Origin of the sequence: Micromonospora sp. NPDC047467, assembly GCF_040643095.1 — a bacterium.
In the GTDB taxonomy this organism is placed as follows: Bacteria; Actinomycetota; Actinomycetes; order Mycobacteriales; family Micromonosporaceae; genus Micromonospora.
In genome coordinates, this window is record NZ_JBEYTO010000007.1 from 265623 (window position 1) to 292037 (window position 26415).

A 26415-nucleotide genomic window follows, 5' to 3' on the forward strand; every position below is an offset into this window, starting at 1 on the left:
ATCAAGCTGTTGCTCCGGAAACGGTTAGCGCGTGGTGGCGAGTGGGAAGAAGCACTGTCGCTATTTCCACGCACGAACAGAGGGGGTGCCCGTGCGGGATACGACCGTGTCACCGGTGGTGGAGGCGTGGGCCACGTACCGGACCAGTTCGGCGGCGGACTGGCCGGCGCGCCGCCTGCTGCGCGCCAAGGGGGCGAGCCGGGTCAGTGTGGTGCTGCCGGCGCGCAACGAGGAGGCCACGGTCGGAGCGATCGTCTCGACCATCCGCGAGCACCTGATGGACCGGGTCGCCCTGGTCGACGAACTGATCGTGGTGGATTCGCGGTCGACCGACCGCACCGCGCAGGTGGCTCGGGCCGCCGGCGCGGAGGTCGTCAGTCAGGACGCGATGACCCGAGGGCTGCCCCGGCTCACCGGCAAGGGTGACGCGCTCTGGGCAGGGCTCGCCGCCGCCGAGGGGGACGTGGTGGCGTTCGTCGACGCCGACCTGCGGGAGTTCCGGCCGCACTTCGTGAGCGGACTGCTCGGCCCGCTGCTCACCGACCCGTCGGTCGACTTCGTCAAGGGCTTCTACCACCGGCCGCTGGTGGGCACCGCGAGCATCGAGCCCGACGGCGGCGGCCGGGTGACCGAGCTGATGGCCCGCCCGCTGCTCAACCTCTTCTGGCCCGAGCTGGCCGGCTTCGTGCAGCCGCTCGCCGGCGAGTACGCGGGCCGCCGCGACGTGCTGGCCCAGGTGCCCTTCGTCTCCGGGTACGGGGTGGAGACGGCCATGCTGATCGACCTGCTGGACATGGTCGGCCTGGACGCGTTGGCGCAGGTCGACCTGGGCGAGCGCAAGCACCGCCACCAGGACACGGCGGCCCTCGGCCGGATGTCCGCCCAGATCATGCTGACCGCCTGGTCCCGGTTGCAGCGGCGCGGCTGGGCGGCGCCCGGCACGTCGCCGGAGGCCCTGCTGACCCAGTTCCGGCGCGGCGGATCGGACACGCTGCCGAACCTCGACCGGGAGATCGTGGTCAGCGACGTGTCCATCGAGGAGCGTCCGCCGCTGGCCGAGCTACGCCACCGGGTGCCCCGCCGACGGGTGGCCGCCGCGTGAGCGCCACCGCGCGTCGTTCACGCGTCGCCATACCGAAGGGCGGAAACCGATGAGCCTCACCGTGCTGATGAACGCCGGCCCGTGGCTGTCGGTGCCCCCACCGGGCTACGGCGGCATCGAGAACGTGATCGCCACGCTGGTGCCCGAGCTGCGACGACTCGGCGTACGGGTGGTGCTCGCCTCGGTGCGGACCAGCACCCTGCCGGTGGACGAGCAGGTGTCGGTCTTCGACGACGGGCAGTTCGCGGCGCTGCAACGGCCGTACAACCAGGTCTGCGGGATCGCCCAGGCGCACCTGGCGGGGGTGGTCCGGGAGCTGCACTCCCGCGACGACATCGACCTGGTGCACGACCACGTGGAGGCGGTCGGGCTGGCCACGCTCGCCGCGATGGGGCCGTCCGGGCCGCCGACCCTGCACACCCTGCACTGGGACCTGGCCAAGCACCCCGACCTCTACGGGAGCCTGGATGGCGGTGACCGGCTCCGGGTCAACGGCGTCTCCGCCTCCCAGCTGGCCCGTGCCCCCCGGGCGCTGCGCGAGCACTCGGTGGGTCACGTGCACCTGTCCACCCCGCTCGCCGTGGACGCCGACCGCCGGCCCCGCCCCGTCAAGGGCGAGCACCTGCTCATCCTGGGCCGGATCAACCCGGGCAAGGGGCAGGACGTGGGCGCCCGGCTCGCGCAGCGGGTCGGCCTTCCGCTGGTGCTGGCGGGGCCGGTCGGCCCGTACCATCGCCCGGCCGACCTGGCCGCGGCCGGCGACGAGGCCCGGCAGAACCCGGACGTGCGGTTCTTCCTCGACGAGGTGGCGCCCCACGTCGACGGCGACCTGGTCCGCTGGGTCGGCACGGTGGCCGGTCAGGAGCGCGACGACCTGCTCGCCAGCGCCCGCGCGTCGCTGTTCCCGCTGCGCTGGGAGGAGCCGGGCGGCACGGCCGTGGTCGAGTCGCTCGCCCTGGGTACGCCGGTGGTGGCGATCTCCCGGGGCTGCCTGCCGGAGCTGATCGAGCACGGCCGTACCGGGCTGCTCACGGCCGACGAGGAGGATTTGGGTGACCTCGTCCTGGCCGCCGAACTGCTCGACCCAGACGAGTGCCGCCGGGTGGCCGCGCAGCGGTTCACGCCGACGGTGATGGCCCAGCGCTACGTCGAGCTGTACCGGCGGGTCCGCGAGCTGGCCAGCGCGCCGCGGTTGCAGCCCGTCTGAGCACCTCGCACCCGGCGCGTTTGCCGTGCGCGCCACCGGGTAGCCGGCAGCGCTCACGCCCGCCGCGCAGCGAGGAGCCGGTGATGGTCGGACCGATGGCGCACTCCCGGGCCCGGGCCAACCCGGCCGACGGCAAACCGCCGGTACGCCGCGCGGCCGGCACCGTGGCGGTGCTGTTCCTGCTGATCGCCGTGCTCGGTTTCGTCCCGGGGATCACCAGCGGCACCGCCGACCTGCGGTTCGCCGGGCACGGCTCGGACGCGTACCTGTTCGGCGTCTTCCAGGTGTCGGTGCTGCACAACCTGGTGCACCTGCTGTTCGGGCTGGCCGGCCTGACCCTGGCCCGCACGATCATCGGCGCGCGGGCGTTCCTCGTCGGCGGCGGCGCCGTCTACCTGGTGCTCTGGCTGTACGGGCTGGCGGTGGACCACGACACCGGCGCGAACGTGCTGCCGGTGAACGACGCCGACGACTGGCTGCACCTGGGTCTCGGCGTCGGCATGCTCGCACTGGGTGTGCTGGCCGGCCGCGCCCGGCGATGACCCCGGGCGAGCTGCCCGGCCGATATCGCCTCCCTCTGGTCGCGTACCCGTCGGCGCGGTTTGGTCCGCCTCGACGTCGGGTAGTTCGCAGATCCCGACACACCAGCCGAAGCGAGGGCCCCCATGTCCGACCGGATCACCTGCGAGGTGCGCGAGGCGGCACCGGTGGCGGTGGTCCGGCTCAGCGGCGCGCTGGATCTCGGCACCATGCGTACGGTGCACCAGGCGCTGGACGGCGCCCTGGCCGCCCAGCCGGACGCGCTGGTGATCGACCTCACCGACGTCGCCGTACGGGACAGGCTGGCGCTGTCGGTCTTCGCGGCGACGGCCCGGCGGGCCGAGGAGTGGCCGGCCGTGCCGGTGGTGCTCTGCGCCCCGCCACCGGTCGCCGCCCGCTGGCTGGCGGAGTCGACGACGTGCCGGGTGGTGCCGGTGTCCACGGACTGCGAGGAGGCCACCCGGTTCGCCGGCGCTGCCACGTCGTTGCGGGTCCGGGCCCGGTTCGAGCCGGTGGCCGAGGCCTGCCGACGGGCGAGGGAACTGGTCGTCGACGCGTGCGCGCGGTGGAACCTGCCCGACGCGGCCGGCCCCGCCGCCCTCGTGCTCAGCGAACTGGTCGGCAACGTCGTGCGGCACGCCGGCACGCCGATGCAGGTGACGGTGACCCTGCGCCGGCCGTACCTGCACCTGGCCGTGGTGGACGGCAGCGAGGCTCCCGCCCAGCCCGCCGGGGTCGACCTGCGGGCCGAGGGTGGTCGCGGGCTGATGCTGGTCCGGGAGCTGGCGCAGCGGTGGGGCAGCGTGCCGGCCGGGCAGGGCAAGGCCGTCTGGGCGATGCTGCCCGCGACCTGAGGGTTCGGGGCACTTCCCACCGGTACCAGCGATCTGACCGAAATTACCGCTCTCGCCTGGTTACATGGTGCGAGGGTCGGGTAGGTACGCCCGTCCCTTCTGCCGTCACGACGGGGTGAGAAAGCCATGCCCAAGCGGGTAACCACGGAACCCGGTCGCGATCGGGGTCCGGCGATCCTGGCACCGGCCCGCTTCGGGGGCTTCCCCGGAGCGGTGCGCGCACCGGTCCCCGGCAACTCCCTGATCAGGTTCCTCGCCACCACCGACCACAAGCAGATCGGCCTGCTGTACCTGCTGACCTCCTTCGGGTTCTTCCTGGTGGCCGGGCTGGAGGCGATGCTGATCCGGGCCGAGCTGGCCCGCCCGGGGATGCAGATCCTCTCCTCCGAGCAGTACAACCAGCTCTTCACCTCGCACGGTGCGGTGATGCTGCTGCTGTTCGCCACCCCGGCGGCCTTCGGGTTCGCCAACTACATCGTGCCGATCCAGATCGGCGCGCCCGACGTGTCGTTCCCCCGGCTCAACGCGTTGGCCTACTGGCTGTACCTGTTCGGCGGGCTGATGGTGATCGGCGGCTTCCTCACGCCGCAGGGCACGGCGGACTTCGGCTGGACGGCGTACACCCCACTCAGCGACGCCTCGAACAGCCCCGGCGTGGGCGCGAACATGTGGGTCCTCGGCCTGGTCGTCTCCGGCCTGGGCACCATCCTCGGCGCGGTCAACCTGATCACCACGATCCTTACCCTGCGCGCACCCGGGATGACGATGTTCCGGATGCCGATCTTCACCTGGAACATGCTGTTCACCAGCCTGCTGGTGATCCTGGTCTTCCCCCTGCTGGCCGCCGCGCTGCTGGCGCTCTCGGCCGACCGGCTGCTCAACGCGCACGTCTACGACGCGGCCACCGGCGGCCCGATGCTCTGGCAACACCTGTTCTGGTTCTTCGGCCATCCCGAGGTCTACATCATCGCGCTGCCGTTCTTCGGCATCATCACCGAGATCATCCCGGTGTTCTCGCGCAAGCCGATCTTCGGCTACACCGGGCTGGTGCTGGCGACCGCCGCGATCACCGTGCTGTCCATGACGGTGTGGGCGCACCACATGTTCGCCACCGGCCAGGTGCTGCTGCCGTTCTTCAGCATCCTCAGCTATCTGATCGCGGTGCCCACCGGCGTGAAGTTCTTCAACTGGATCGGCACCATGTGGAAGGGCCAGCTCACCTTCGAGACACCGATGCTGTTCGCCGTCGGCTTCCTGGTCACGTTCCTGCTCGGCGGGCTCACCGGGGTGCTGCTGGCCAGTCCGCCGGCCGACTGGCACACCCACGACAGCTACTTCGTGGTGGCGCACTTCCACTACGTGCTCTTCGGCACCGTGGTCTTCGCGCTGTTCGGCGGCTACTACTTCTGGTGGCCGAAGATGACCGGGCGGCTGCTCGACGATCGACTCGGCAAGGCGCACTTCTGGACCATGTTCATCGGCTTCCACGGCACCTTCCTGGTGCAGCACTGGCTGGGCAACGAGGGGATGCCCCGCCGCTACGCCGACTACCTGCCCACCGACGGCTTCACCACGCTCAACACGATCTCCAGCATCTTCGCCTTCATCCTCGGCCTGTCCACCCTGTTCTTCATCTACAACGCGTGGAAGTCCTGGCGCTACGGGGCGATCGTGACGGTGGACGACCCGTGGGGGTTCGGCAACTCCCTGGAGTGGGCCACCACCTGCCCGCCGCCGCTGCGCAACTTCGACCGGATGCCCCGGATCCGCTCCGAGCGTCCGGCGTTCGACCTGAAGTACGGCCCACTCGTCGCCGACCTGGGCCGCGACCTGCCCCAGCGCACCACCAAGCCGCCGCAGGACTTCGCCGACGAGTTGCGCATGGAGCACCACGTCCCGGAGTCGCCCGCCGCCGAAGGCGCGCACGGTGCCACCGACGCAGCCGAGTACCAGCCCGCGCCGGAGTCCGGTGCCCGGCCGGTGGATGTGCCGGAGCCCGAGGACGTCCGCCGCCCGAGCTTCGAGCAGAGCGACGCGCCGCAGGACGCCGACGAGGCGCCGAAGCCGCACGAGCGGTGGCGGCACCCGCACAGCGACGGCAAGACCGACGAACGCTGACCATCGGGAGTACGCGTCAGAGGGCCGACACCACCTGCGGTGTCGGCCCTCAACGTGTGCGTACGCGCTGCCGGTCAGTCCCGGACGGGCACCCCGCCGCCTGCCGGTCAGTCCCGGGCGGGCGCCATACCGGCGGCCAGTCAGTCCCGGACGGGCGCCATGCCGGCGGCGGTGAGCGAGCGGCGTACCGCCGGCTGCACCCGGGTCAGTCGCAGCGGCACACCGGTGCGCTCCGCCGCGTCCCGACCGGCCATCAGCGCGGCGATCCCGCCGGCGTCGAACCCACCCGCGCCGACCAGGTCGACGACGACCTCGCTCGGCTGGCCGGTGACCGCCTCCAGCATCGCCCGGCGCAGCTTGTCGGCGCCGTCCCGGTCGACCTCGCCGCCGACCTCGACGACCACCCGGTCGCCGTTCTGCTTCACCGAGATGCGGGTCTTGCCCGGGTCCGGCTCGGCGGCGCCGTTCTGCCACGGCGGCGGGGAGTCGGCGAGCATCGCCTGCCGAAGCCAGGTCAACGCCCGCGACAGCAGCCGGGAGACGTGCATCTGCGAGATGCCGAACCGGGCGGCGATCTCAGCCTGGGTCTGGTTGCCGTAGAAGCGCATCGCCAGGATGCGGCGCTCCCGCCAGGGCAGCCGGTGCAGCAGACCACTGACGGTCACCCGGTCGTCGACCGATTCCAGCGCGTTGTCCGACTCGCCGACCAGGTCACCGAACTCCGCGGAGCTCTCCCCGCCCACCGGCGCGTTGAGCGACGCCGGGCTGTAGCCGGCCGCGGACTCCAGCGCGGCGAGGATCTCCGCCTCCGGCGTCTCCAACCGGGCCGACAGTTCGGCCACCGACGGCGCCCGGGACAGTTCACTGGTCAGGGCGGCGGTGGCCTGCCCCACCTCCAGGATCAGGTCGCGCAACCGGCGGGGCACGTGCACGCCCCAGGTGCGGTCCCGGAAGTGCCGTTTGATCTCGCCGACGATGGTGATCGCCGCGTACGCGGTGAACGAGCCCCGTTCCGGGTCATACCGGTCGACGGCGTTGACCAGCCCCAGGCGGGCCACCTGCTCCAGGTCCTCCAGCGGCTCTCCCCGTCCCCGGTAGCGGCGGGCCAGCCGACCGGCGAACGGCAGCGCGAAGCGGACCAGGTCGTCCCGTGCCTCCTGCCGCCGCTCCGGCGGCAGCCCCTCGATCCGGGCCGCGTACGCCAGTGCCGCCGCGTCGAGATCCTCCAGACCACGCTCGGTGGGTGGTGGTGTGGTCGTGGTCGTGCTCGTCTGTCCGAACATCCGCGCCTCCCTCAGGAAGGTCCCCCGCCCGGATCGGGAAACCGGTCGTGCGCGTGGTCGAGCCACGCACCGGGCCGGAAAGTGGGTCAGTGACTGGGATGCCAGCGGGCGACAACGCCTCTGCACAGCGCAATCAGGCCGTCGCAGTCAGCGATGTTCCCGCTCCGTAGGTACTCAATCACGGGACCCCGGGTTCGCGAGGAAGTTTCGGCGTGCTCGCCTCAGGAGACGAGTAACCCCTGGTGACCCCCGCTGTCGCGGAGCACGGCGAGGGCCTCAGCGGCCCCCAGCGGGGGCGGAACGGGCAGGTCGTACGGCTGGGCGCGCAGGACCTCGGTCGCCCGGCGGGTGGGCACCGAGGTCACCGGGTACCCCCGGGCGGAGGTCCGGTCCAGCGCACGACGCCGCCGGCCGAAGCCGGCCACCGCCAGCCACTGCGGCAGCCCGGCCAGGGCGGGCGAGCGGACCCCGGGCGGCTCGGGCAGCACGTCCACCGAGCTGAACGCCTCGCTGCCGGCCAACCACCACTCGGCCTCGTCGACGGCGCGCCGGGTGGCGTTCTCGCACCAGTACGGCACCAGCCCCGCCCGCACCACCTGCCACGGATCGAGCAACCGGCCGCACTCCACCACCAGCCGGTCACCGGTCTTGCCGGCGCCGCGCAGCCACCGCCGGTACAGGTCGGCCACCGCCGCGCTGAGCGCTGCTGGCCGTGGCACCAGCACCCGGTGCAGCGGGTGCTGGCGGCGGGCGGCCCAGTCCCGGGCGGCCAGCTCGAAGCCCGAGTCCATGCCGTGCTCGGCGTCGCCGGACGGTACGGACACCTGCGGCGGCTCCCACCGGGCGGCATCGCCGCCCGCGGAGCGCAACACCTGCCGCAGGGCGTGACTGTCCGGGTGGAAGTCCACCGGGTCCAGGCCGCTGGCCGGGCAACCGACCTGGAAGCTGTGGCCGGGGCCGCGCTCCAGCACCGGCCAGCTCCGCGCGTCGCGCACCAGCAGCACCGGGGCTCCCGCGCTCAACCGGTCCGTCAGGAACTGCGCGTACGCCGCCGGCAGCGCCCGCCACCGTGCCGCCAGCGACACCGACACCCCGGTCAGCGACCCCCGGCTGGCTGGGCAGTGCACCTGGCGCAGGTGCAGGTCCGGGTTGCCGGCGACCAGCCGGGCGGCGAGCGCACCGCCGTGCTCCAGGGCCTCCCCCGGGCGGTCCACGGCGCCGTCGTTCCACTGCGCGGTCATCTCGAAGCCGGCTGGCAACCACGGCACACCGAGGGCCACCGCGAGGTGCGCCGCCGCGCCGTGTGGCGCGCCGATGAGCACCCCGGGGTACTGCCGCCGGGGGTACTGGTCGACGAACCAGCGCGCCACCCGCCCCCCGTCGACCTCGTCGACCTGGCCGGCGGTGAGCACGACCCGCCCGGCGGCCCGGTTGACCGCCGCGCGGCGTACCGGCTCGGGGGCGCCGGGGAATCGCGACATCGGCCCGGTGTGCCCGAGGTCGGCGCAGTCCACGCCGCGCAGCGCCCGGGCGGTGGCGGCGACCAGCACCCGGGCGGCGCTGCCCAGGGCCACGATCCGGTCGCCGGCCAGACCGGCGCCATCAGCCGTGAGCCCCTTGCGCACCTTGTGCACCGGCTCCACCTTGCCTCGTTCGCTCACCACGCAGCCCGGCTTCCCGTCCCGATGGGGTTCAAACGGCACATCCCTCACCCGGCGGCACCAATCCGCAGGTCGCCGGGGTGCGCCACTCATCTGCGGCGTTCGGCGACGATCACCCCTGCCCGGCGGGAGCGGGCCGGCGGGGTCCATCGGGCCCGAGGCGTCCGGTGGACGGCCGCACGGGTTTCGGCGCGGCCGGGGCGGGCACTTCCGGGCCCATGGGCACCGACGACGCCAACGAACCACCAGCCGCCACGATCACCCCGTACCAGGATGGACCGCTGCTGGTCCGCGGCGACTTCGCCCTGGTCACCCCGGACGGCGAGCGGATCGACGCGCGCCGGGGCACGGTGGCGCTGTGCCGGTGCGGCAATTCGGCGCTCAAGCCGTTCTGCGACGGCACCCACAAGATGATCAACTTCCGGGCGGGCACCGACCGGGAACACTGACCGTCCAACCGGCTCACCGTGGTGATCCACTCCAGATCACCGATATGGCGGTATCCGGCCCGGCAGGACCCCCCGACATCGCCGACCTTGCGTTGACCATGCCGAGCCCGAGTGCCGATCAAGCACTCTCGCCGCCGACCACCGGGGGCAACCTGCGCGTCCTTTGCTCTGCTTACACCCACGCAACACTCTCGCCCCCGCCCTGGTGCGTGGGTGTAAGCAGAGCAAAGGACGTTAAGGGGTGCGGCCGGCGACCCGCGACACGCCGTGCGCGACGCGAGCGGTGGGCACGATTCGACCTGTCAGGCGGCGGCGGGCTCGGCGGGCAGTGCCAGCGGGGCGACGTCCGCCGCGGCCAGCGGGATGGACGTCGGCGCGTCCGGCGCGTCCGGCGCGGTGGATGCCGGCGCGGCCAAAGCGCCCGGCGTCGGCGCGGCCAGCCCGCCGAGCGTCGGCGCGGCCAGCCCGCCGAGCGTCGGCGCGGCCAGCCCGCCGAGCGTCGGCGCGGCCAGCGCGGCGGGCGTCGGCGCGGGTGAGCGCAGCGAACTGCGGCCGGCGGCCCAACTGTCCAGCAGGTGCGCCGCGAACAGCCGGTCCACGGCGAGCGCCGCCGCAGCGCCGAAGAGCACATCGGGGGCCAGCGCCGGTTCGACCCGGACCAGACCGCCGCACAGGTCGTGCGCGGCGATCTGCTCGTGCACCGCGTCGGCCTCCACGTGTTCGTCGTAGAAGCGGGTGGCCACCTCGTCCAGGCCGAGGCGGCGCAGCCCGTTGCCGTACCGGCGGTTCGGCAGCGACGACGTCATCTCGAAAGCCGCCAGGTGCCCGAGCAGCGCGCCGCGCAGCCGTCGGTGCAGCCCGAACAGCGACATCAGGTTGTTCGTCGCCAGGGTCACGGCGGGCACCGCGTCCAGGTGCGCGCCGTAGCCGGTGTCCATGCCCAACCGGTCGAGGGTGCGCCGGAACAGCTCGGCGTGCATCCGGTCCAGCCGGCCGTTGCCGTACTCGTCGGTCTGGATCTCAACGAGTGCGGCCTTGGCCGGCCCGCCCAGGCGGGGCAGCGCCCAACTGTGCGGGTCCGCCTCGCGCAGGTGGTACACGGAGCGGTGGGCGGCGAACTCGCGGAACTGGGCCAGATCGGCGCGCCGCTGGAGGGTACGGGCCAACGGTGGTCCGTCGTCGGCCTCGACGATCTCGGCGAGCCCGGAGGCCACCCCGTCGGGCGGCACCGGCGGGGAACCGGCCAGCCGCCGCAGCGCCGCCTCGAAGGGACGCTCGGCCCGGGCCCGCAGAGCCAGCAGAGTCGGCTGCCACTCCCAGCCCTCGTCCACCCCACGCCAGCCCCGGTAATGCAGCTCGTAGCAGAGGAACAGGGTCAGTTGCAGGTCCTCGTCGGTCAGCGCGTCGACCGGGTCGAGGTCGTCACCGAGGCCGGGCGGCAGGTCGTGCGGCGGGCGCCGCAGCGCGGTGGTCACCGCGACGGAGAGCGGACCGCGCGGCTGCGGCAGGGGCGCGGGACCGTAGCGGCGGTCGACGGGCTCCGACATGGGGGCCTCCAACATCATCAGGACCGCTACTGATGCCCTGCCGGGGTGCGCCTAAACGACATCCTGCACGGCCACGGCCTGCTCCACCTGCTCCCGGATCCGCCGGGCCGGCTCCCCCTCGGCGTACAGGCCACGCAGGTCGGCGAAGGCCGGCTCCGGCGGAGCCAGCGACACGGTGGCGTCGACCACCGCCTCCAGCACGCAGGGGCGGTCCGCGGCCAGCGCCTCGTCCCAGGCCGCACCGACCAACTCCGGCCGGTCCACCCGGACACCGTGCAACCCCAACAACCGGGCCCAGCCGGCGTACGGCACGTCGGGGCGGCGGTCGGTCGGGTCGGGTGCCACCGGCCGACCGCCGCCCATGCCGGACTGGTCACGGTTGTTGAGCACCAGCACCACGAGCCGTGGGTCGGCCCACTTCTGCCAGTGGTGCGACACCGTGATCAGCTCGGCGAGGCCGTTGAGCTGCATGGCACCGTCGCCGACCAGCGCGATCACCGGCTGGTCCGGCGCGGCGAGTTTGGCGGCCACCGCGTACGGCAGGGCGCAGCCCATCGAGCCGAGCGTGCCACAGAGCTGCGCGTTCACCCCGGGCGGCAGGACGAGGTGCCGGGCGTACCAGAAGAGAACCGAGCCGACGTCGACCGCGACCGAACCGTCCTGCGGGAGCCGGGCAGACAGCTCCTGGAGCACCAACTGCGGGTTGATCGGTTCGGCGGGCGCGGCGGCCCGGTCGGCCGCGTCGGCCCGCCAGCGGTCGACCGCGCCCTCCACCGTCGCCCGCCACTGCTGGTTGGGCCGGGCCCGCACCCGGGCCAGCAACGCCCGCAACGTCTCGGCGGCGTCGCCGACCAGCGGCACGTCCGCCGGGTACCGGCTGCCGATCCGGGTGCCGTCGATGTCGATCTGCACCGCGCGGACCTGGTCGGGCATCGGGAAGTAGTCGGTCCACGGGTCGTTCGTCCCGACCAGCAGCAGCGTGTCGCAGCCACCCATCAGCTCCGCCGCGGCCGGGGTGCCGACCTCACCGAGCACCCCGGTGTGGAAGGGCAGCCGCTCGTCGAGGACCGGCTTTCCCAGCAGCGACGTGGCCACCCCGGCGCCCAGCCGGTCGGCCAGCTCGATGATCTCCTCGGCCGCACCCCGGCCGCCCTGACCCACCAGAATGGCGGTGCGCTGACCGTTGCCGAGCAGCTGCGCGGCGGCGTCGAGGTCCACCTCGTGCGGCAGCACCCGGGCCAGTGGCTCACCCGGCGTGGCGGTGATCACCCCTGCCGCGTGCGACTGCAGGTGGGGCACCACGGCCTCCTGCAGATGCCGGGGCAGCACCACACAGGTCGGGCTGCGGGTCGCCGCCGCCGTGCGGAACGCCTGGTCCAGCAGGGCCGCCACCGATTCCGGAGAGCGACCATACTGGACGAACTGGTTGCACACGTCACCGAAGAGCCGACTCAACCCGATCTGCTGGTGGGCGCCGCCCAGCGGTCCGGTGATGTCCTCGCCGACGATCGCCACGACCGGCTTGCTGTCCAGTTTGGCGTCGTAGAGGCCGTTGAGCAGCTGCACCGCGCTCGGCCCCTGGGTGGCCAGGCAGACCCCGATGCCGCCGGTGAACTTGGCGTGCCCGGTCGCCATGAACGAGGCCGTCTCCTCGTGTCGCGCCGGAATGAACGCCGGGTCGCCCCGAGCGCCGTCCAGCGCGTCGAGCAGCGGGGCGATCGCCGCACCGGGGTAGCCGAAGACACGCGGCACCCGCCAGGCGCGAAGGCGCTCCACCACGAGGTCGGCGACCCGACGCTCAGCCATTGCCACGCCCCGGCGTGCTCGCGTCGACGTAGCGCAACACCGCGCCGACACCGTCGGTGAGGTCGGGCGCCTCGTCCGGGCCGAGCACGGTCAGCGCCGCGTCGGTGCCGACCAGTGCCCGCACCAGCGCCGCGTCGGCGCGTACCCGTTGCGGGTCGTCCACCGACATGGCGGCGAGCTGGCCCGGGTCGACGGCGATCTCGGTCGGCTCCTGGCCGATCCACAGCTCACCGTTGGCCGACGGGTCGTCCACGATCAGCATCATGTCGACCTGGTTGCGTTGCAGCGCCGAGACGACCGCGTCGAGGCCAGCGCCCACATCCTCCTGGACGCCGAACTTGTCCAGCGCGGCGGTGATCCGCTGGTCGGCGACCTCCGCGATGGTCTGCACCGTGAGGTCGTCCAGCAGGGTCTGGTCCGCCCCGCCGGCCCGCGAGCCCGCGTCGGTACGCACCATGAGGTCCTGCCAGCGCTCGGGCATCTGGGCGGCGATCATCCCGGTTGCCCGGATGTCACCGGCGACGACCACCACCTCCGCGCCGACCTTCTCGGCGAGTTCCACGGTCGCCGCCGTGACGTCGCCCGCGTTGTGGTGCCACGCCTCCATGGCGGCCCGCTGGTAGTGCGACTGGGACCAACCACCCGGGTGCACCCGACGCAGCGGGAAGGAATCCCGCCCGGCGATCTGTGCCCGCCGGGGTACCCCGCCGGCGCTGATCGCGATCGCGTCCGCGCCGGTACGGTCGGCCAGCACCCGTACCCAGGCCACCTGTTCGCCCCGCTGGGCGAGCAGTGGCATCACGTGCGGCAACGGCCCGAAACTGGCCAGGTCGCGCAGCGGTGGCGCGGAGAGGTACTCGGAGAGCACCACCCGACCGTGGCTGGCGAAGACCGCCAGGCCGTAGTCCCCGGCCAGCGGGTCGTGACCCCGGATCACCCGGTCCAACGCGGCGATGCTCGCCTCGTCCGCCCCCTGTTCGGCCAGGCGGCTCTGCAGGGCACGCCAGCGCAGGTCCAGCGCCGGGTGGGCGTCCTCCGTGTCCGCGGAGGCGTCCAGGTACACCGAGCACCACGGCCCGGGTCGGTCGTAGAGCGGGCGCAGGAAGGACAGCTGCATGCTCGACCCCTTTCCAGCTCGACCCCCCGCTTACCCGGGTCGCCCGGGATGTCACCTCGCAGCCGTGAGCCCGTGACCAGGTTTCATTCACGTCGTTCAACCGAGGATGTCGATACGATCAGTGAACACACGCGGACTCTCGGTGGTGGAAATGGACAGCGGCCTCGATACCCGTCGGATCGTGCACCCAACGGAGCGAATCGTCACCGGGCGGTTGGTCCGCCTCCTCGACGGCTACACCCGTGAGGTACGCATCGGTCAACCGGTGCTGGTCGCGGTGCTCACGGCGGCGGCGTTCGCCCGGCTTCCCGCCCTGCTGCTGCGCTCGCTCTTCTCCTTCGGCGGTGGCGGCACCCGTCGCCGCTGGAAGCAGCTGAAGCAGGGCCCGGAATACCTGGTCACCCCGGTACGGCTACGCAACACCGCGGGCCAGCTCTGCGAGGTGGAGCTGCACGGGCACCTGCCGCAGAGCGCCCTGCACCCGGCCGACCAGGTCCAGCTCACCCTGCGCCCGCAACGCGACCCCGAGCTGCCACCCCGCATCGAGCGGATCGTGAACCTCACCACCGGGCAGTTGCTCACCCCACGTACCGCGACGCTCTGGTCGCACCTGGGCCCGCCGCTGCTGTTGCAGGCCGTGGTGGGCACGCTGCTGCTCGCCGGCGTGGTGGCCTGCTCCGCCCTGACCTGACCGACCAACCCCGACGGTTTCCGGAGAGGGCGCGGCGGGCACCGACGTCGGCATGTTTCCCGGATTCACCCTCGACGAGATCGACGTCGGCCCGGTACGCCTGCGGGTGCGCCACGGCGGCTCCGGCTCGCCCGTGGTGCTGTTGCACGGGCACCCCCGTACCCATGCGACCTGGCACCGGGTGGCACCACTGCTCGCCGAGCGGCACACGGTGATCTGCCCGGACCTGCGGGGCTACGGCGGTTCGACGAAGCCGGCCAAGACCTCCGACCACGCCGCGTACTCCAAGAGGGCGATGGCCCGCGACGTGGTCGCGCTGCTCGACGCGCTCGGCCACGAGCGCGCCGCCGTGGTCGGCCACGACCGCGGCTCGTACGCGGCCATGCGCACCGCCCTGGACCACCCGGACCGGGTCAGTCGCCTCGGCGTGCTGGACGGGGTGCCGATCGGCGAAGCTCTGCGCACCTGCGATGCCCGGTTCGCCGCCCGCTGGTGGCACTGGTTCTTCCTCGCCCAGACCGACAAGCCGGCGGAACGGGTGATTAACGCCGACCCGGACGCCTGGTACGGGGGTTCCCCCGCCGAGATGGGCGAGGAGGCGTACGCGGACTATCACCGGGCGATCCACGACCCGGCGACCGTGCACGCGATGTGCGAGGACTACCGGGCGGGCCTCGGGCCGGACCGCGCCGCCGACGACGCGGACCGGGCCGCCGGACGAAGGATCGGCTGCCCCGTGCTGTTCGTGTGGTCCGAGCGCGACGACATGGTGGAGTTGCACGGCGACCCGGCGGCGATCTGGCGGGAGTGGGCCGACGACGTGCGGGTCGCGTCGGTCGACTCGGGCCACCACATGGCCGAGGAGGCGCCGGAGGCCCTCGCCGCCCTGCTCGTCGACTTCCTGACGGACTGAGCGGCCGGCGGGTCGGCCCGGCTCAGCCGACCGGGGCGGGCTCGCGGGTCGGCCGGCTGGCGGTGTCGAGCATGCCCCGGCGGCGTGCCCACCGCTCGAAGATCAGGGTGGCGAACGGCGGCACCGCGCAGGCCAACGCGACGACGGTGGACAGCAGGCTCCAGCGGTGCAGGCGGGCCACGACGAGCACCAGCAGCCCGTACGCGACGAACAGGCCGCCATGCAGCGGGCCGAAGATCTTGACGCCCAGCTCGTTGTCCGGCGGACCGTACTTGACGGCCATCCCGATCAGCAGAGCCAACCAGGAACACGCCTCGGCGATCGCCGCCGCGACGAACAACCGGGTCACCTTTTCGCGCATCCCCACGCCACCACCTCTCGGGCGGCAATGCTAGCGGTGCGGGTTGGTCACTCCCTCACGGACCACGCGGACGCGACAGGGATCACCCGGCCCGCCACTGGGTACGAAAGGTGTGTCGGGTCTTCCCCCGCCCGCCGTAGCCGTGCGAGGTTAGGGGAACCAGCGGTGACAGGGTGGTGACCATGGGCGAAGATGTCGGCGTACGGACCTTCAGTCGTGAGGACCGGGCCCGCTATCGCGAAAAGGTCCGCAACTGCCTGGACGTGTTCGCCGAGATGCTGCGCGAGTCGCGGTTCGACATCGACCGGCCGATGACCGGGCTGGAGATCGAGCTGAACCTCGTCGACCAGGATTCGAACCCGGCGATGCGCAACGCCGACGTGCTGGCGGCCATCGCCGACCCGCACTTCCAGACGGAGCTGGGCCAGTTCAACATCGAGATCAACGTGCCGCCGCGCCGGCTCACCGGCACCGGCACCGCCGATTTCGAGGAGCACGTGCGGGCCAGCCTCAACGCCGCGGAGGAGAAGGCGCGGGCGATCGGCGCGCACATGGTCATGATCGGCATTCTGCCGACGTTGCGGCCCGAGCACCTGACCGCCGAGACGCTCTCGGCCAACCCCCGCTACAAGCTGCTCAACGAGCAGATCTTCGCCGCCCGGGGCGAGGACCTGCCGATCGCCATCAGCGGGGTGGAGCGGCTGGCGGTCACCGCCGACACGATCACCCCGGAGGCGGCCTGCACCAGCACCCAGTTCCACCTCCAGGTCAGCCCGGCGCAGTTCGCCGACTACTGGAACGCCGCGCAGGCCGTCGCCGGCATCCAGGTGGCGCTCGGCGCGAACGCGCCGCTGCTCTTCGGCCGGGAGCTGTGGCGCGAGACCCGCATCCCCCTGTTCCAGCAGGCCACCGACACCCGGCCGGAAGAGATCAAAGCCCAGGGGGTACGACCCCGAGTCTGGTTCGGCGAACGTTGGATCACCAACGTGTTCGACCTGTTCGAGGAGAACGTGCGCTACTTCCCGGCGCTGCTGCCGGTCTGCGACCCACAGGACCCGGCGCAGACCCTCGCTGCCGGCGAGGTGCCCAACCTCGCCGAGCTGCGGCTGCACAACGGCACGGTCTACCGGTGGAACCGCCCGGTGTACGACGTGTCGCGCGGCCGACCGCACCTGCGGGTGGAAAACCGGGTCCTGCCCGCCGGGCCGACCGTCCTCGACACCATCGCCAACGGCGCCTTCTACTTCGGGCTGGTCCGAGCCCTGGCCGAATCGGACCGGCCGCTGTGGTCACAGATGTCGTTCAGCGCCGCCGAGGAGAACTTCACCAGCTGCGCCCGGTACGGCATCGACGCGCAGGTCTTCTGGCCGGGTCTGGGCTACCTTCCGGTCACCGAGCTGGTGCTGCGCCGACTGCTGCCGATGGCGCACCACGGCCTGGACCGCTGGGGGCTCGACCCGGTCGAGCGCGACCGACTGCTGGGCATCATCGAGCAGCGCTGCCTGACCGGTCGCAACGGAGCGAGCTGGCAGGTGGAGACACTGCACCGGCTGGAGTCCGCCGACCACCTGGACCGACCCGAGGCGCTGCGCGAGGTGGTCCGGCACTACGTGACGCTGATGCACAGCAACCGCCCGGTCCACGAGTGGCCGATCCCCTAACCCGGCATCACTCCCCCGACAGCCCCAGGCGAGCCCGGCCCAGCACGCGCAAGCCCGGCGCAGCACGCGCAAGCCCGGCGCAGCACGCGCAAGCCCGGCGCAGCACGCGCAAGCCCGGCGCAGCACGCGCGAGCCCGGCGCAGCACGCGCGAGGGTCGCGCAGGCCCGGGCGAGGGTCGCGCAGGCCCGGGCGAGGGTCGCGCAGGCCCGGGCGACGCGCGGCCCGGGCAACGCGCGGCACAGACGACGCGCGGCACGGACGACGCACGGCACGCTGCGCCGGCGCGGGCGAGGCGCGGCGGGTGTGGGCTGCTCGGCCCCTTTGGAGCTGAATCGTTTGCGTCATCAGCACCCGGCGGCGGGCACACGTGGATGCGAGCAGCGGATGGGCGCCGCAACCTCCACTGCGCGGCTCCCGGCGGCGCTGGCCAGACCGGACCCCGGCCGGAGCGGACCCCGGCCGGAGCGGACCCCGGCCGAGGCGGGCGCTGGATGGTCTGTGCGACCACGGAACGACAGTCAGACAGCCGGGCTGAATCGCTGACGACATCAGCTCCAAAGGCAGCGCACCACACCTCCCCACCCCGCAGACCCGCCGACCCAGACGGCCCGCCACACCTCCCTACGCGGCAAACCCGCGGGCTCCAGCAAGCGCACCAGCCCTGCCCCCGCGACTGCCCGCCCGCCGGCTCCAGCCAACGCGCCACCCCTGCCCACGCGACTGACCCGACCGTCCGCGAACCCAGCACGGGCGACCCGCCGCCCGCCAGCTGAGATCCACACGGGATCGGCGATATCGCGGTGTCCCATCGACCCGGATACCGCGATGTCGCCGACATGGAGTCGATCATCGCTGGCGTCCCGACAGGCGGGAAGAATTGTCCGGATGCTGGGGGGCTGCACGCACTCAGACCTTGAGCAGCACCTTCGTACAGTCGTCCTGCTTCTTCTGGAAGATCTTGTAGCCCTTCGGGGCATCGCGCAGCGGCATCCGGTGGCTGACGACGAAACTCGGGTCGATCTCGCCGCGCCGGATGCGCTCCAGCAGGGGCCGGGTGTAGCGCTGGACGTGACACTGGCCCGTACGCATGGTCAGCGACCGGTTCATGAACGCGCCCATCGGGAACTTGTCGACGACGCCCCCGTACGCGCCGATGACCGACACCACCCCGCCGGAGCGGCAGGCGAGGATCGCCTCGCGCAGCGCGAACGGCCGTTCCGTCTCGGTCCGGGTGGCCTGCTTCGCCCGGTCGTACGCGTAGATGGCGGCGTTTCCGTGGTGGCCCTCCAGGCCGACGGCGTCGATGCACGCGTCGGGCCCTCGACCGGCGGTCATCTCGTTGAGGGTGTCCAGCACGTCGGCGTTCTCGTAGTTGATCGTCTCGGCGCCGGCGTGCTGCTCGGCGAGCCGCAGCCGGTACGGGAGCCGGTCGATGACGATCACCTGTTCGGCGCCGAGCAGCCGGGCGCTGGCCGCCGCGAGCAGCCCGACCGGCCCCGCGCCCCAGACCGCGATGACCTGCCCGGGTTTGATGTCGCACATCTCGGCGCCCATGTAGCCGGTCGGGAACACGTCGGCGAGCATGACCGCCTGGTCGTCGGGGACCTCGTCGGGCACCTTGAGTGGGCCGACGTCGGCGAACGGCACGCGGGCGTACTCGGCCTGGCCTCCCGCGTACCCGCCGAGTAGGTGGGAGTAGCCGAAGATGCCGGCCGGCGAGTGGCCCATGACCTTTTCGGCGACGCCGGCGTTGGGGTTGGAGTTCTCGCAGACCGAGTAGAGGCCGCGCTGGCAGGAGGAGCAGTGGCCGCAGGCGATCGGGAAGGGCACCACCACCCGGTCGCCGGGGACGAGGTTGCGAACCTGCGGACCGACCTCGACGACCTCGCCCATGAACTCGTGGCCGAGGATGTCGCCCTTGCGCATCGCGGGTATGTAGCCGTGGTAGAGGTGCAGGTCGGAGCCGCAGATCGCGGTGGTGCTGATCTTCACGATCGCGTCCCGCGCGTTCATGATCTTCGGTTCGGGTACGTCGACGACCTTGACGCGGTCGGTGCCCATCCAGGCGGTGGCCTTCATGCGGAGTCCTCTGTGGTGGGTCGCGATCAGCGGCGGGTGTCGGGCAGCGGTTGGGCCGGGCGCTGCATGACCTGCTGGCGCACGGAGATGCCGTTGGGGCTGCCATCGGAGCGGACCACCTCGCCCGCCTCCAGCATCTGCTTGAACCGGCGCAGGTCGTCGCGGACCTGCTGCTCGGGTTCCTCGCCGAAGAGCTTGGCCACGGCGCGGCCGAGCGATCCGGCGGGCGGCGCGTAGCCGAGCTGGACGCGTACCTCGGTGCCCCGGTCGCCCGGCGCGGGCAGGAAGCGGACGCGACCGGCGTTGGGCACTCGGGCGCCGGGCAGCGACCGCCAGGCGATGGACCGGTTCGGCTGGTCGTCGACGATCTCGGCGTCCCACTCGATGTGCCGGCCGGCGGGGCCGCGGGCGATCCAGTGCGAGCGGCGCAGGTCGTCGGCGCGCACCGACTCCAGGTGCGCCATGAACCGGGGCAGATTCTCCAGATCCCGCCAGAACCGGTACGCCTCGGCGGGCGAGCGGTTGACGGTGACGCCGAGACTGATCCGGATCATGCGGTCGCGGGCTCGGCGGGCGCGGGTCGCGGCGATGGCGACGGCCAGGTCGACGGCGGTGATGCCGGCGATCACGGCGGTGGTCAGCGCGAGCCGTCGGCGGCGCTCACCGCGCCGGTCTGCCAGTGCCCGACCGAGCAGCGTCAGGTCCATGGCGTCGCCGGCCACCCGGGTCCACACCCAGCCGCCGGGGTGACGGCCGGCGAGCAGGGCGGCGCCGTGCGACAGTTCCCGCGCGCCGACGCCCCGGACGACCGCCACCGCCGTTGGGGAGTCGTCGACCCCGATGAGCCGGGCCACCGGCGCGGGCTCGACCAGCGCGCCGACGCCGAGCGCGAGGCTCAGCCCGCCCAGCGCCCGCGGCAGCGCCTTACCCGGCTCCGCCCTCTCCAGTTCCGGCAGGCGCACCCCGTCGACACGGTCCATGTCCGGTCCCTTCCGCTCGGCGGACCGCCGTCGTCGCGGCGGCTCGGGCGGTGGATCCGCCACCGTGACGCTATGCCGTAGTCCCGCCTCCGGTGTCCGTTTCTGCCCAGAACGTCTCTCGGCCCTGGCGCGGAGACGCTCTGGGCACAAACGCGGCGCACGCCTCTCGACATCACCTTGGCGACACGATCCGCACCGATCGTGTTCGGGGCGCTACGGTCGGGCTGCCGCCCCGGGCCTGTGCCGCACTCGTTCCCGTCGACCGGGTGGCGCTGACCTCGGTCCTGCTCGGCGAGGAGCAGTCCGGTCGCCATGCCGGCTGCACCGACGAGCAGGGCAGCCTGAGCGTCAACGGGGTGACGCCCGGCCGCTACCGCCTCCTGGTCCGGCCGTCCGACACTGGCCACCTACGCCCAGGTGGTGGCCTTCAACACGGTCACCGGTGACCTGGTCGGCGTGGCGGACGCTGACGCGTACACGCTGCGTCTGCTTCCGGGGCAGCGGGTGAGCTGCGGTGCGACTGCTCGTACCGGCTGCCGGAGTGGCACCGCGACACCGCCAGCTTCGACGCCGCGACCCCCGTGCCTGTCGGACGGGCCCCCGTCGTGGTCGACTTCGACCTGGGCTGATCGGAAAGATCCGGCGGCCGAGCGCGCGTCGTCATATCCTGACCGGCCACTGGAACCTTCTTCCCAGCCCGTTGGTGGGAGTGGTGGAGAAGGGAGGTGACGGTGTCGGACGGCGATCTGATCTCCGAGCTTTACGCCGGCTGTTTCCGACGGCTGGTGGTCCAGTTGTACGCGGTGACCGGTGACCTGAACGAGGCGCAGGAGGCGGTCCAGGAAGCGTTCACCCGGGCACTGGTGTCGCCACGGCGGTTCGCCGGGCTGGAGAACCCGGAGGCGTGGCTGCGCAGGGTCGCGGTGAACTGGGCCCGCAGCCGGTACCGCCGCCGCCGCGTACTCGACGGCCTGCTGCGCCGCATTGGCCCGCCGCCGGCCGTCGCCGACCACTCCCCGGACCACCTCGCCCTGCTCGCCGCCCTGCGCGTACTGCCCGAGGGGCAGCGGCACGCCCTGGCGCTGCATTACCTGGTCGACCTGCCGGTGGACGAGGTCGCCGCCACGTTGGGCGTCTCGTCCGGAACGGTGAAGTCCCGGCTGTCCCGGGGACGGAACGCCCTGGCGGCGCTGCTCGCCGAACCCGAGAGAGCCGAACCCGAGAAAACTGCCGACACCGACACCACGGAAACCGGGAGGATCGATGTCCGGTCGTGAGTTCTCCGGATTCGACGTGGACGTTGTCGCCGAGGCCGTCCGGCAGCCGCCCGTCGAAGAGCTGCGATCCGCGGCCCGGTCCCGCCGACACCGGTCGATCGCGATGGTAGCGGTCGCCCTTGTCGCGCTGTCCGGTCTCGCTGTCGTACCGCTGGTGGGCGAGCCAGACCGGGCCGCCCCAGTCGACCCGGCGAAACCGTCGCCCGCGCAGTTCAGGGAACTCACACTGACCGGGCCCGATTCCGGGGTCGACGTGCGGCAGGACGGTTGCGTCCTGCACTTCACGTACACCGGCGACGCCGGCCGGAGCTGGTCGGACTGGGACGCGGCGCGCTTCGAGGGCACGAGATGTACGGCCGGTTCCACCACCCTGACGCCGGGCAGCAGCGTTGACTTCTCCGTACTCGGTGAGCGGTCCTACCTGGTCACGGACTCAGGGCTGCCCCGCCTCTCCACCGACTACGGCCGTACCTGGCGGGACGGAAACTCCGCGATCGTCGCCGTACCCGCGTTCCCGGCGACGGCCCGACCCGTCCTCTGCGGGTTCGACTGTGGACCGTTGGCGCAGCCGCTGGCGGTGGACCCGTCGAGTGGAACGGTGTATCGGCTCACCGCCAAGGCGCCCTCCTGGCGTCCACTGTTCAGCCTCTACCCGGCAGCGGACGGCAGCATCTGGGCGATCTACCGAATGGGAGGCGCCTCGGGATCGACGGTGGCCCGCAGCGTCGACCGGGGCGCTACCTGGACCACCTGGGAGGTGGGAGACGACGCGAGCGCTGTGTCGGTGGTCGGGCTCAATGACCGGGAGGGGTACCTGCTGGTCGCCCCGCGGGAGACGACCGGTGGGGTGAAGCTCCTGAGGACCACGGACGGTGCGAAGACGTGGACGGACACCGGCGCCGACCTGCCGGCGGAGACATACTACGACCTCACTGTCGGGTCGGACGGATCCCTACTGGTGCTCACCCCGGGCGGGGGTACCGAGCCTGAACGGCGCGCGAAGCTCCTGGTCAGCCGGGACAGCGGGCGGCATTTCACGGTCGCGCGGGAGTACGGCCGGTTCGTCGGCTCGGTCAGCGTCGCGCCCGGCTACGCCTGGCTTTTCGGGCGCGACGACGGGTCGACTGGAGAGCCTGACCACGCCCTGGTCACCACCGACGGGATCACTTGGTCGCGCGTCACGCTCGCGCCGTGAGCCGTGGGCGATGCGGCCACCGCCTCGACCTGGGTCACGGACACGGCCGGCGGAGTCTTCGTCGTGAATACCCCAGGTTAGCGGCCACGCACAGCGGGTAGCCGATCTGCTCTCCTACCAGCGCCTGCGGAGGTCGGATGACGGCGACCAGTGCCTTCTTCGAGCGGTTGACGGCGGGCGGCCCCGATCCTCGATTCAACAAGGTTCGGGGCAGTGTCCGGTTCGACATCCGGGATGGTGATCGGGTGGAGCAGTGGCTGCTGACCATCGACCACGGCGATCTGCGCGTGCGGCGGGCCGCCGATCCCGCCGGAACGGTCATCCGGGTGTCCGCGCAGGTCGCCGACGGTATGGCGCGGGGTGAGGTGAACGGTCTGGCGGCGATCACCCGCGGCGAGATCCTGGTCGACGGTGACCTCGCCCTGGCGTTGCGGGTCGGCCGGCTGTTCCCGTCGGCGTCCGACCCGGGTGGCCCGCCGACGACGAAGAACACCTCGTGAGAGACGTCCCGGGCACCGTGTCGTGCCTCGACGGCAACACCTTCATCGTGTCGGACGCCAGCGGTGACGTGGAGTCGTCGAGCAGCGCGCCGGTGGGGCTGTTCGCCGCCGACACACGTTTTCTGTCCCGCTGGGTGCTCACCATCAACGGGGAACGGTTGACCGCGCTGTCGGTGGACGACAGCAAGTACTACGAGGTCACGTTCTTCGTCGTGCCGGGCGGGGCGGTCGACTACGTGCAGGCCGACGTGTCGGCGATCCGGCGGCGACGGATCGGCCCGGACCTCACCGAGTCGCTGACGATCTTCAATTACGGTGACAAGGACCTCGACCTTGATGTACGGCTTGAGGTGGCAGCCGACTTCGCCGACATCTTCGAGATCAAGTTCGACCTCCACGACAAGGTCGGCTGTCACTACACCGAGATCGAGCCGACCGAGTTGCGCCTGGGCTACCGCCGCGGCACGTTCCGCCGCGAGGTTTCCGTGACGGCGAGTGAGCCGGCCACCTTCGGCCCGCAGGGCCTGCGGTTCGCGTTGCGGCTGCGGCCCGGGGAGCAGTGGTCGACTCGGTTGCACGTGGTCATGCGGGCACTGCGCCCGGACGATGTCGATCTCCGGTTGGCCCTGCGGGCGCAGCGGCCGAGCGACTCCACCCTGCCCGAGAGCGTGCGGGAGTGGGTCGCGCAGGCCCCGGAACTGGACACCGACAGCGTCCCGCTCCAGCAGGTGTACGAGCGCAGCCTGGTGGACCTGGCGGCGCTACGTTTCGCTCCGCTCTCGCTCGGCGGCGCCACCGTACCCGCGGCCGGGCTGCCCTGGTTCATGACCCTGTTCGGCCGCGACAGCCTGCTGACCTGCCTACAGACCCTGGCCGTCACACCGTCGCTGACCCCGCCGACGCTGCGGATCCTCGCCTCGCTCCAGGGCGCCCGCAGAGACGACGTGCTGGAGGAGGATCCCGGTCGGATCCTGCACGAGCTGCGCTACGGGGAGTCGGCGGCGTTCGAGGAGCAGCCACACTCCCCCTATTACGGCACGGTGGACGCCTCACCGCTGTTCGTGGTGCTGCTCGACGAGTACGAGCGGTGGAGCGGCGACACGGCGCTGGTGGTCGAGTTGGAGCAGGAGGCCCGCGCGGCCCTGGAGTGGATCGACAGGTACGCGGACCTGACGGGGACCGGCTACATCTGGTACGAGCGGCGCAACCGCGCCACCGGCCTGGAGAACCAGTGCTGGAAGGACTCCTGGGACAGCATCTCGTACGCCGACGGGAGGCTTCCGGGCTTCCCGAGGGCCACCTGCGAAACCCAGGGGTACGCCTACGACGCCAAGATCCGAGGAGCGCGCCTCGCCCGTACCGTCTGGGGTGACCCCGACTACGCCGACCGGTTGGAACGCGAGGCGGCGGCCCTGTACGACCGCTTCAACCGGGATTTCTGGCTCGACGACCGGGGCTACTACGCACTGGCGCTCGACGGCGACGGGACTCCCGTGGACAGCCTGTCCTCGAACATCGGGCACCTCCTGTGGAGTGGCATCGTGCCGCCGGAGCGAGCACCGAGGGTCGTCGAGCACCTGATGGGTCCGGCGCTGTTCTCCGGCTGGGGGGTACGCACCCTCGCCGAGAGGCAGGGCCGCTACAACCCGCTCGGCTACCACAACGGCACGGTGTGGCCGTTCGACAACTCGTTCATCGCGTGGGGCCTGCGCCGGTACGGGTTCAGCGCCGAGGCGGGTCGCATCGCGGAGGGGATCTTCTCCGCCGCCACCTACTTTCAGGGGCGGCTGCCGGAGGCGTTCGGTGGGTACGACCGCCACACCACCCGGTACCCGGTGCGGTACCCGACGGCCGGCAGCCCGCAGGCCTGGTCCAGTGGCGCATCCATGCTGCTCATCCGCACGATGCTCGGCATCTCGCCGCACGAGGACCACCTCGCCGTGGATCCGGCGTTGCCGTCCGCCTTCGGTCGGATCGCGCTGCTGGACATCCCGGGCCGCTGGGGGCGGGTGGACGCCTTCGCCCGCCAGCGCCCCGACACTCAACGGTCAGGCTGAGGGCCCGGCGCTGCGGAAGGTGCGGCGGTAGGCGTCCGGGGGCACGCCGACGGTGCGGTGGAAGTGTCGGCGCAGCGTGGTGGCGGTGCCCATGCCGGCCGCCTCGGCGATGACGTCGATGCTGTCGTCGGTCATCTCCAGCAACTCCTGGGCGCGGCGGATCCGCTGCGTCGACAACCACCGCAACGGGGTGGTGCCGGTGGCCGACCTGAAGTGGCGGGCCAGGTTGCGGGAGCTCATGTTCGCCTCGCGGGCCAGGTCCTCGACGGTCAACGGCCGGTTCAGGCGTCGCATCACCCAGGGCAGCAGGTCGCCGAGCGGGTGGTCGTCGCGGGCGGGCACCGGGGTGGTGACGTACTGGGCCTGGCCGCCGGCACGGTGCGGAGGCACGACCAGGCGGCGGGCGACCGCGTTGGCGACGGTCGAGCCGTGGTCGCGACGGATCAGGTGCAGACACAGGTCGATCGCGGCGGCTTTGCCCGCGGAGGCGAGCACGGTGCCGTTGTCGACGTAGAGCACGTCCGGGTCGACCCGCACGCGGGGGTAGCGGGCGGCCAGCGCGTCGGTGTGGGCCCAGTGGGTGGTGGCGCGCAGCCCGTCGAGCACCCCGGCGGCGGCCAGCACGAACGCGCCGGTGCACAGCGAGACCATCCGGGCGCCGGCCTGGTGGGCCGCGCGGACGGCGTCGAGCAGGTCGGGTGGCACGTCCGCGTCGATGTCCTCCACGGCAGGGATGATCACGGTGTCGGCGCGGGCGAGCCGGTCCAGGCCACCGTCCGGCTCCATCTGGAACCGGCCGACCCGCACTGTGCTCGGGCCGCAGACCGCGAGGTCGTACCACGGGTCGGCCAGGCCGGTCGGGTCGTGGACGAAGACCTCGCAGACCATGGCCAGCTCGAAGTGCAGCATCCCGTCGGTGGCGACGAGCGCGACAGTGGTCATGTCCGAAACTGTACGGGACATGGCGTTCCCGACACTGGTTGCTGCCGGCCGCTGTTGCGAGGCTTCCCGTAGTC

General features: G+C 72.3%; 23 protein-coding genes. 14 read left to right on the forward strand and 9 right to left on the reverse strand.

Going from position 1 to position 26415, the window contains the following annotated elements; genetic code table 11:
- Positions 1-118 precede the first annotated feature (118 nt).
- The 5 genes from ABZ780_RS21230 to ctaD all read left to right on the forward strand — a co-directional run bounded on the left by ABZ780_RS21230 (position 119) and on the right by ctaD (position 5821).
- Complete coding sequence (locus ABZ780_RS21230) at positions 119-1102, forward strand: glucosyl-3-phosphoglycerate synthase (protein WP_357487208.1); 984 nt, start codon at positions 119-121, stop codon at positions 1100-1102.
- A gap of 49 nt (positions 1103-1151) precedes the next feature.
- A complete protein-coding gene (locus ABZ780_RS21235) occupies positions 1152-2309 on the forward strand; it encodes a glycosyltransferase (protein WP_357487117.1) in 1158 nt (385 codons plus the stop codon).
- A 95-nt stretch (positions 2310-2404) separates the two neighbouring features.
- The gene (locus tag ABZ780_RS21240) at positions 2405-2851 is read left to right on the forward strand and encodes a DUF4383 domain-containing protein (RefSeq protein WP_357002792.1); all 447 of its coding nucleotides are present in this window, start codon (positions 2405-2407) and stop codon (positions 2849-2851) included.
- A 123-nt stretch (positions 2852-2974) separates the two neighbouring features.
- Positions 2975-3703 carry an ATP-binding protein gene (locus ABZ780_RS21245; protein ID WP_357001641.1) on the forward strand — a complete coding sequence of 243 codons (729 nt, stop codon included), beginning with the start codon at positions 2975-2977 and terminating at the stop codon, positions 3701-3703.
- A 126-nt stretch (positions 3704-3829) separates the two neighbouring features.
- A complete protein-coding gene (ctaD, locus tag ABZ780_RS21250; protein ID WP_357001644.1) occupies positions 3830-5821 on the forward strand; it encodes a cytochrome c oxidase subunit I in 1992 nt (663 codons plus the stop codon).
- Between the two features lie 140 nt (positions 5822-5961).
- Here ctaD and ABZ780_RS21255 read toward each other — a convergent pair whose 3' ends face one another.
- Together ABZ780_RS21255 and ABZ780_RS21260 are read right to left on the reverse strand one after the other, a co-directional pair.
- On the reverse strand, positions 5962-7104 hold the full coding sequence (locus ABZ780_RS21255) for a SigB/SigF/SigG family RNA polymerase sigma factor (protein ID WP_357001646.1): 1143 nt from the start codon (positions 7102-7104) through the stop codon (positions 5962-5964).
- 221 nt (positions 7105-7325) lie between these two features.
- Positions 7326-8729, reverse strand: a complete 1404-nt coding sequence (locus ABZ780_RS21260; RefSeq protein ID WP_357002794.1) for a hypothetical protein — start codon at positions 8727-8729, stop codon at positions 7326-7328.
- 254 nt (positions 8730-8983) lie between these two features.
- On the opposite strand from ABZ780_RS21260, the gene ABZ780_RS21265 reads away from it, so the two are divergent.
- Positions 8984-9214: a CDGSH iron-sulfur domain-containing protein gene (locus ABZ780_RS21265; protein WP_357001649.1), complete on the forward strand. Its 231-nt coding sequence runs from the start codon at positions 8984-8986 to the stop codon at positions 9212-9214.
- A gap of 302 nt (positions 9215-9516) precedes the next feature.
- Here the strand turns inward: ABZ780_RS21265 and ABZ780_RS21270 are convergent, their stop codons facing one another.
- The 3 genes from ABZ780_RS21270 to ABZ780_RS21280 are packed head-to-tail and all read right to left on the reverse strand — an operon-like array spanning position 9517 to position 13684.
- Complete coding sequence (locus ABZ780_RS21270; RefSeq protein ID WP_357487119.1) at positions 9517-10761, reverse strand: iron-containing redox enzyme family protein; 1245 nt, start codon at positions 10759-10761, stop codon at positions 9517-9519.
- 51 nt (positions 10762-10812) lie between these two features.
- On the reverse strand, positions 10813-12567 hold the full coding sequence (locus ABZ780_RS21275) for a thiamine pyrophosphate-binding protein (RefSeq protein WP_357001655.1): 1755 nt from the start codon (positions 12565-12567) through the stop codon (positions 10813-10815).
- Complete coding sequence (locus tag ABZ780_RS21280) at positions 12560-13684, reverse strand: Vms1/Ankzf1 family peptidyl-tRNA hydrolase (RefSeq protein ID WP_357001658.1); 1125 nt, start codon at positions 13682-13684, stop codon at positions 12560-12562. Before ABZ780_RS21280 ends, ABZ780_RS21275 begins: the two co-directional genes overlap by 8 nt.
- A 142-nt stretch (positions 13685-13826) precedes the next feature.
- Here ABZ780_RS21280 and ABZ780_RS21285 point away from each other — a divergent pair, with 142 nt between their 5' ends.
- Both ABZ780_RS21285 and ABZ780_RS21290 read left to right on the forward strand, forming a co-directional pair.
- On the forward strand, positions 13827-14375 hold the full coding sequence (locus tag ABZ780_RS21285) for a hypothetical protein (protein WP_357002796.1): 549 nt from the start codon (positions 13827-13829) through the stop codon (positions 14373-14375).
- A gap of 52 nt (positions 14376-14427) precedes the next feature.
- The gene (locus ABZ780_RS21290; protein WP_357001660.1) at positions 14428-15288 is read left to right on the forward strand and encodes an alpha/beta hydrolase; all 861 of its coding nucleotides are present in this window, start codon (positions 14428-14430) and stop codon (positions 15286-15288) included.
- Positions 15289-15310: 22 nt separating this feature from the next.
- Here the strand turns inward: ABZ780_RS21290 and ABZ780_RS21295 are convergent, their stop codons facing one another.
- Complete coding sequence (locus ABZ780_RS21295; protein WP_357002798.1) at positions 15311-15649, reverse strand: DUF3817 domain-containing protein; 339 nt, start codon at positions 15647-15649, stop codon at positions 15311-15313.
- 182 nt (positions 15650-15831) lie between these two features.
- Between ABZ780_RS21295 and ABZ780_RS21300 the strand changes: the two genes are divergently transcribed.
- Entirely contained in the window at positions 15832-17310 is a 1479-nt protein-coding gene (locus ABZ780_RS21300) for a glutamate--cysteine ligase (RefSeq protein ID WP_357001662.1), read from the forward strand.
- A 907-nt stretch (positions 17311-18217) separates the two neighbouring features.
- On the opposite strand, the gene ABZ780_RS21305 is transcribed toward ABZ780_RS21300, so the two are convergent.
- Both ABZ780_RS21305 and ABZ780_RS21310 read right to left on the reverse strand, forming a co-directional pair.
- Positions 18218-19390: a zinc-dependent alcohol dehydrogenase gene (locus ABZ780_RS21305; protein ID WP_357001665.1), complete on the reverse strand. Its 1173-nt coding sequence runs from the start codon at positions 19388-19390 to the stop codon at positions 18218-18220.
- A gap of 26 nt (positions 19391-19416) precedes the next feature.
- Positions 19417-20370: an SRPBCC family protein gene (locus ABZ780_RS21310; RefSeq protein WP_357001668.1), complete on the reverse strand. Its 954-nt coding sequence runs from the start codon at positions 20368-20370 to the stop codon at positions 19417-19419.
- A 266-nt stretch (positions 20371-20636) separates the two neighbouring features.
- Between ABZ780_RS21310 and ABZ780_RS21315 the strand changes: the two genes are divergently transcribed.
- The 5 genes from ABZ780_RS21315 to ABZ780_RS21335 all read left to right on the forward strand — a co-directional run bounded on the left by ABZ780_RS21315 (position 20637) and on the right by ABZ780_RS21335 (position 25399).
- Positions 20637-20816 (forward strand): hypothetical protein, encoded by a 180-nt coding sequence (locus tag ABZ780_RS21315; RefSeq protein ID WP_357001671.1) that lies wholly within the window; start codon positions 20637-20639, stop codon positions 20814-20816.
- Positions 20817-21101: 285 nt separating this feature from the next.
- Positions 21102-21647, forward strand: coding sequence for a sigma-70 family RNA polymerase sigma factor (locus ABZ780_RS21320; protein ID WP_357001674.1), 546 nt, complete (start codon positions 21102-21104; stop codon positions 21645-21647).
- Positions 21634-22842 carry a hypothetical protein gene (locus tag ABZ780_RS21325; protein ID WP_357001676.1) on the forward strand — a complete coding sequence of 403 codons (1209 nt, stop codon included), beginning with the start codon at positions 21634-21636 and terminating at the stop codon, positions 22840-22842. Before ABZ780_RS21320 ends, ABZ780_RS21325 begins: the two co-directional genes overlap by 14 nt.
- Positions 22843-22979: 137 nt before the next feature.
- Positions 22980-23342: an SCP2 sterol-binding domain-containing protein gene (locus ABZ780_RS21330; RefSeq protein ID WP_357001678.1), complete on the forward strand. Its 363-nt coding sequence runs from the start codon at positions 22980-22982 to the stop codon at positions 23340-23342.
- A complete protein-coding gene (locus ABZ780_RS21335; RefSeq protein ID WP_357001680.1) occupies positions 23339-25399 on the forward strand; it encodes a glycogen debranching N-terminal domain-containing protein in 2061 nt (686 codons plus the stop codon). Before ABZ780_RS21330 ends, ABZ780_RS21335 begins: the two co-directional genes overlap by 4 nt.
- On the opposite strand, the gene ABZ780_RS21340 is transcribed toward ABZ780_RS21335, so the two are convergent.
- Positions 25391-26341, reverse strand: coding sequence for a helix-turn-helix domain-containing protein (locus tag ABZ780_RS21340; protein WP_357487120.1), 951 nt, complete (start codon positions 26339-26341; stop codon positions 25391-25393). The two genes, ABZ780_RS21335 and ABZ780_RS21340, sit on opposite strands and share 9 nt — an antisense overlap.
- Positions 26342-26415 lie beyond the last annotated feature (74 nt).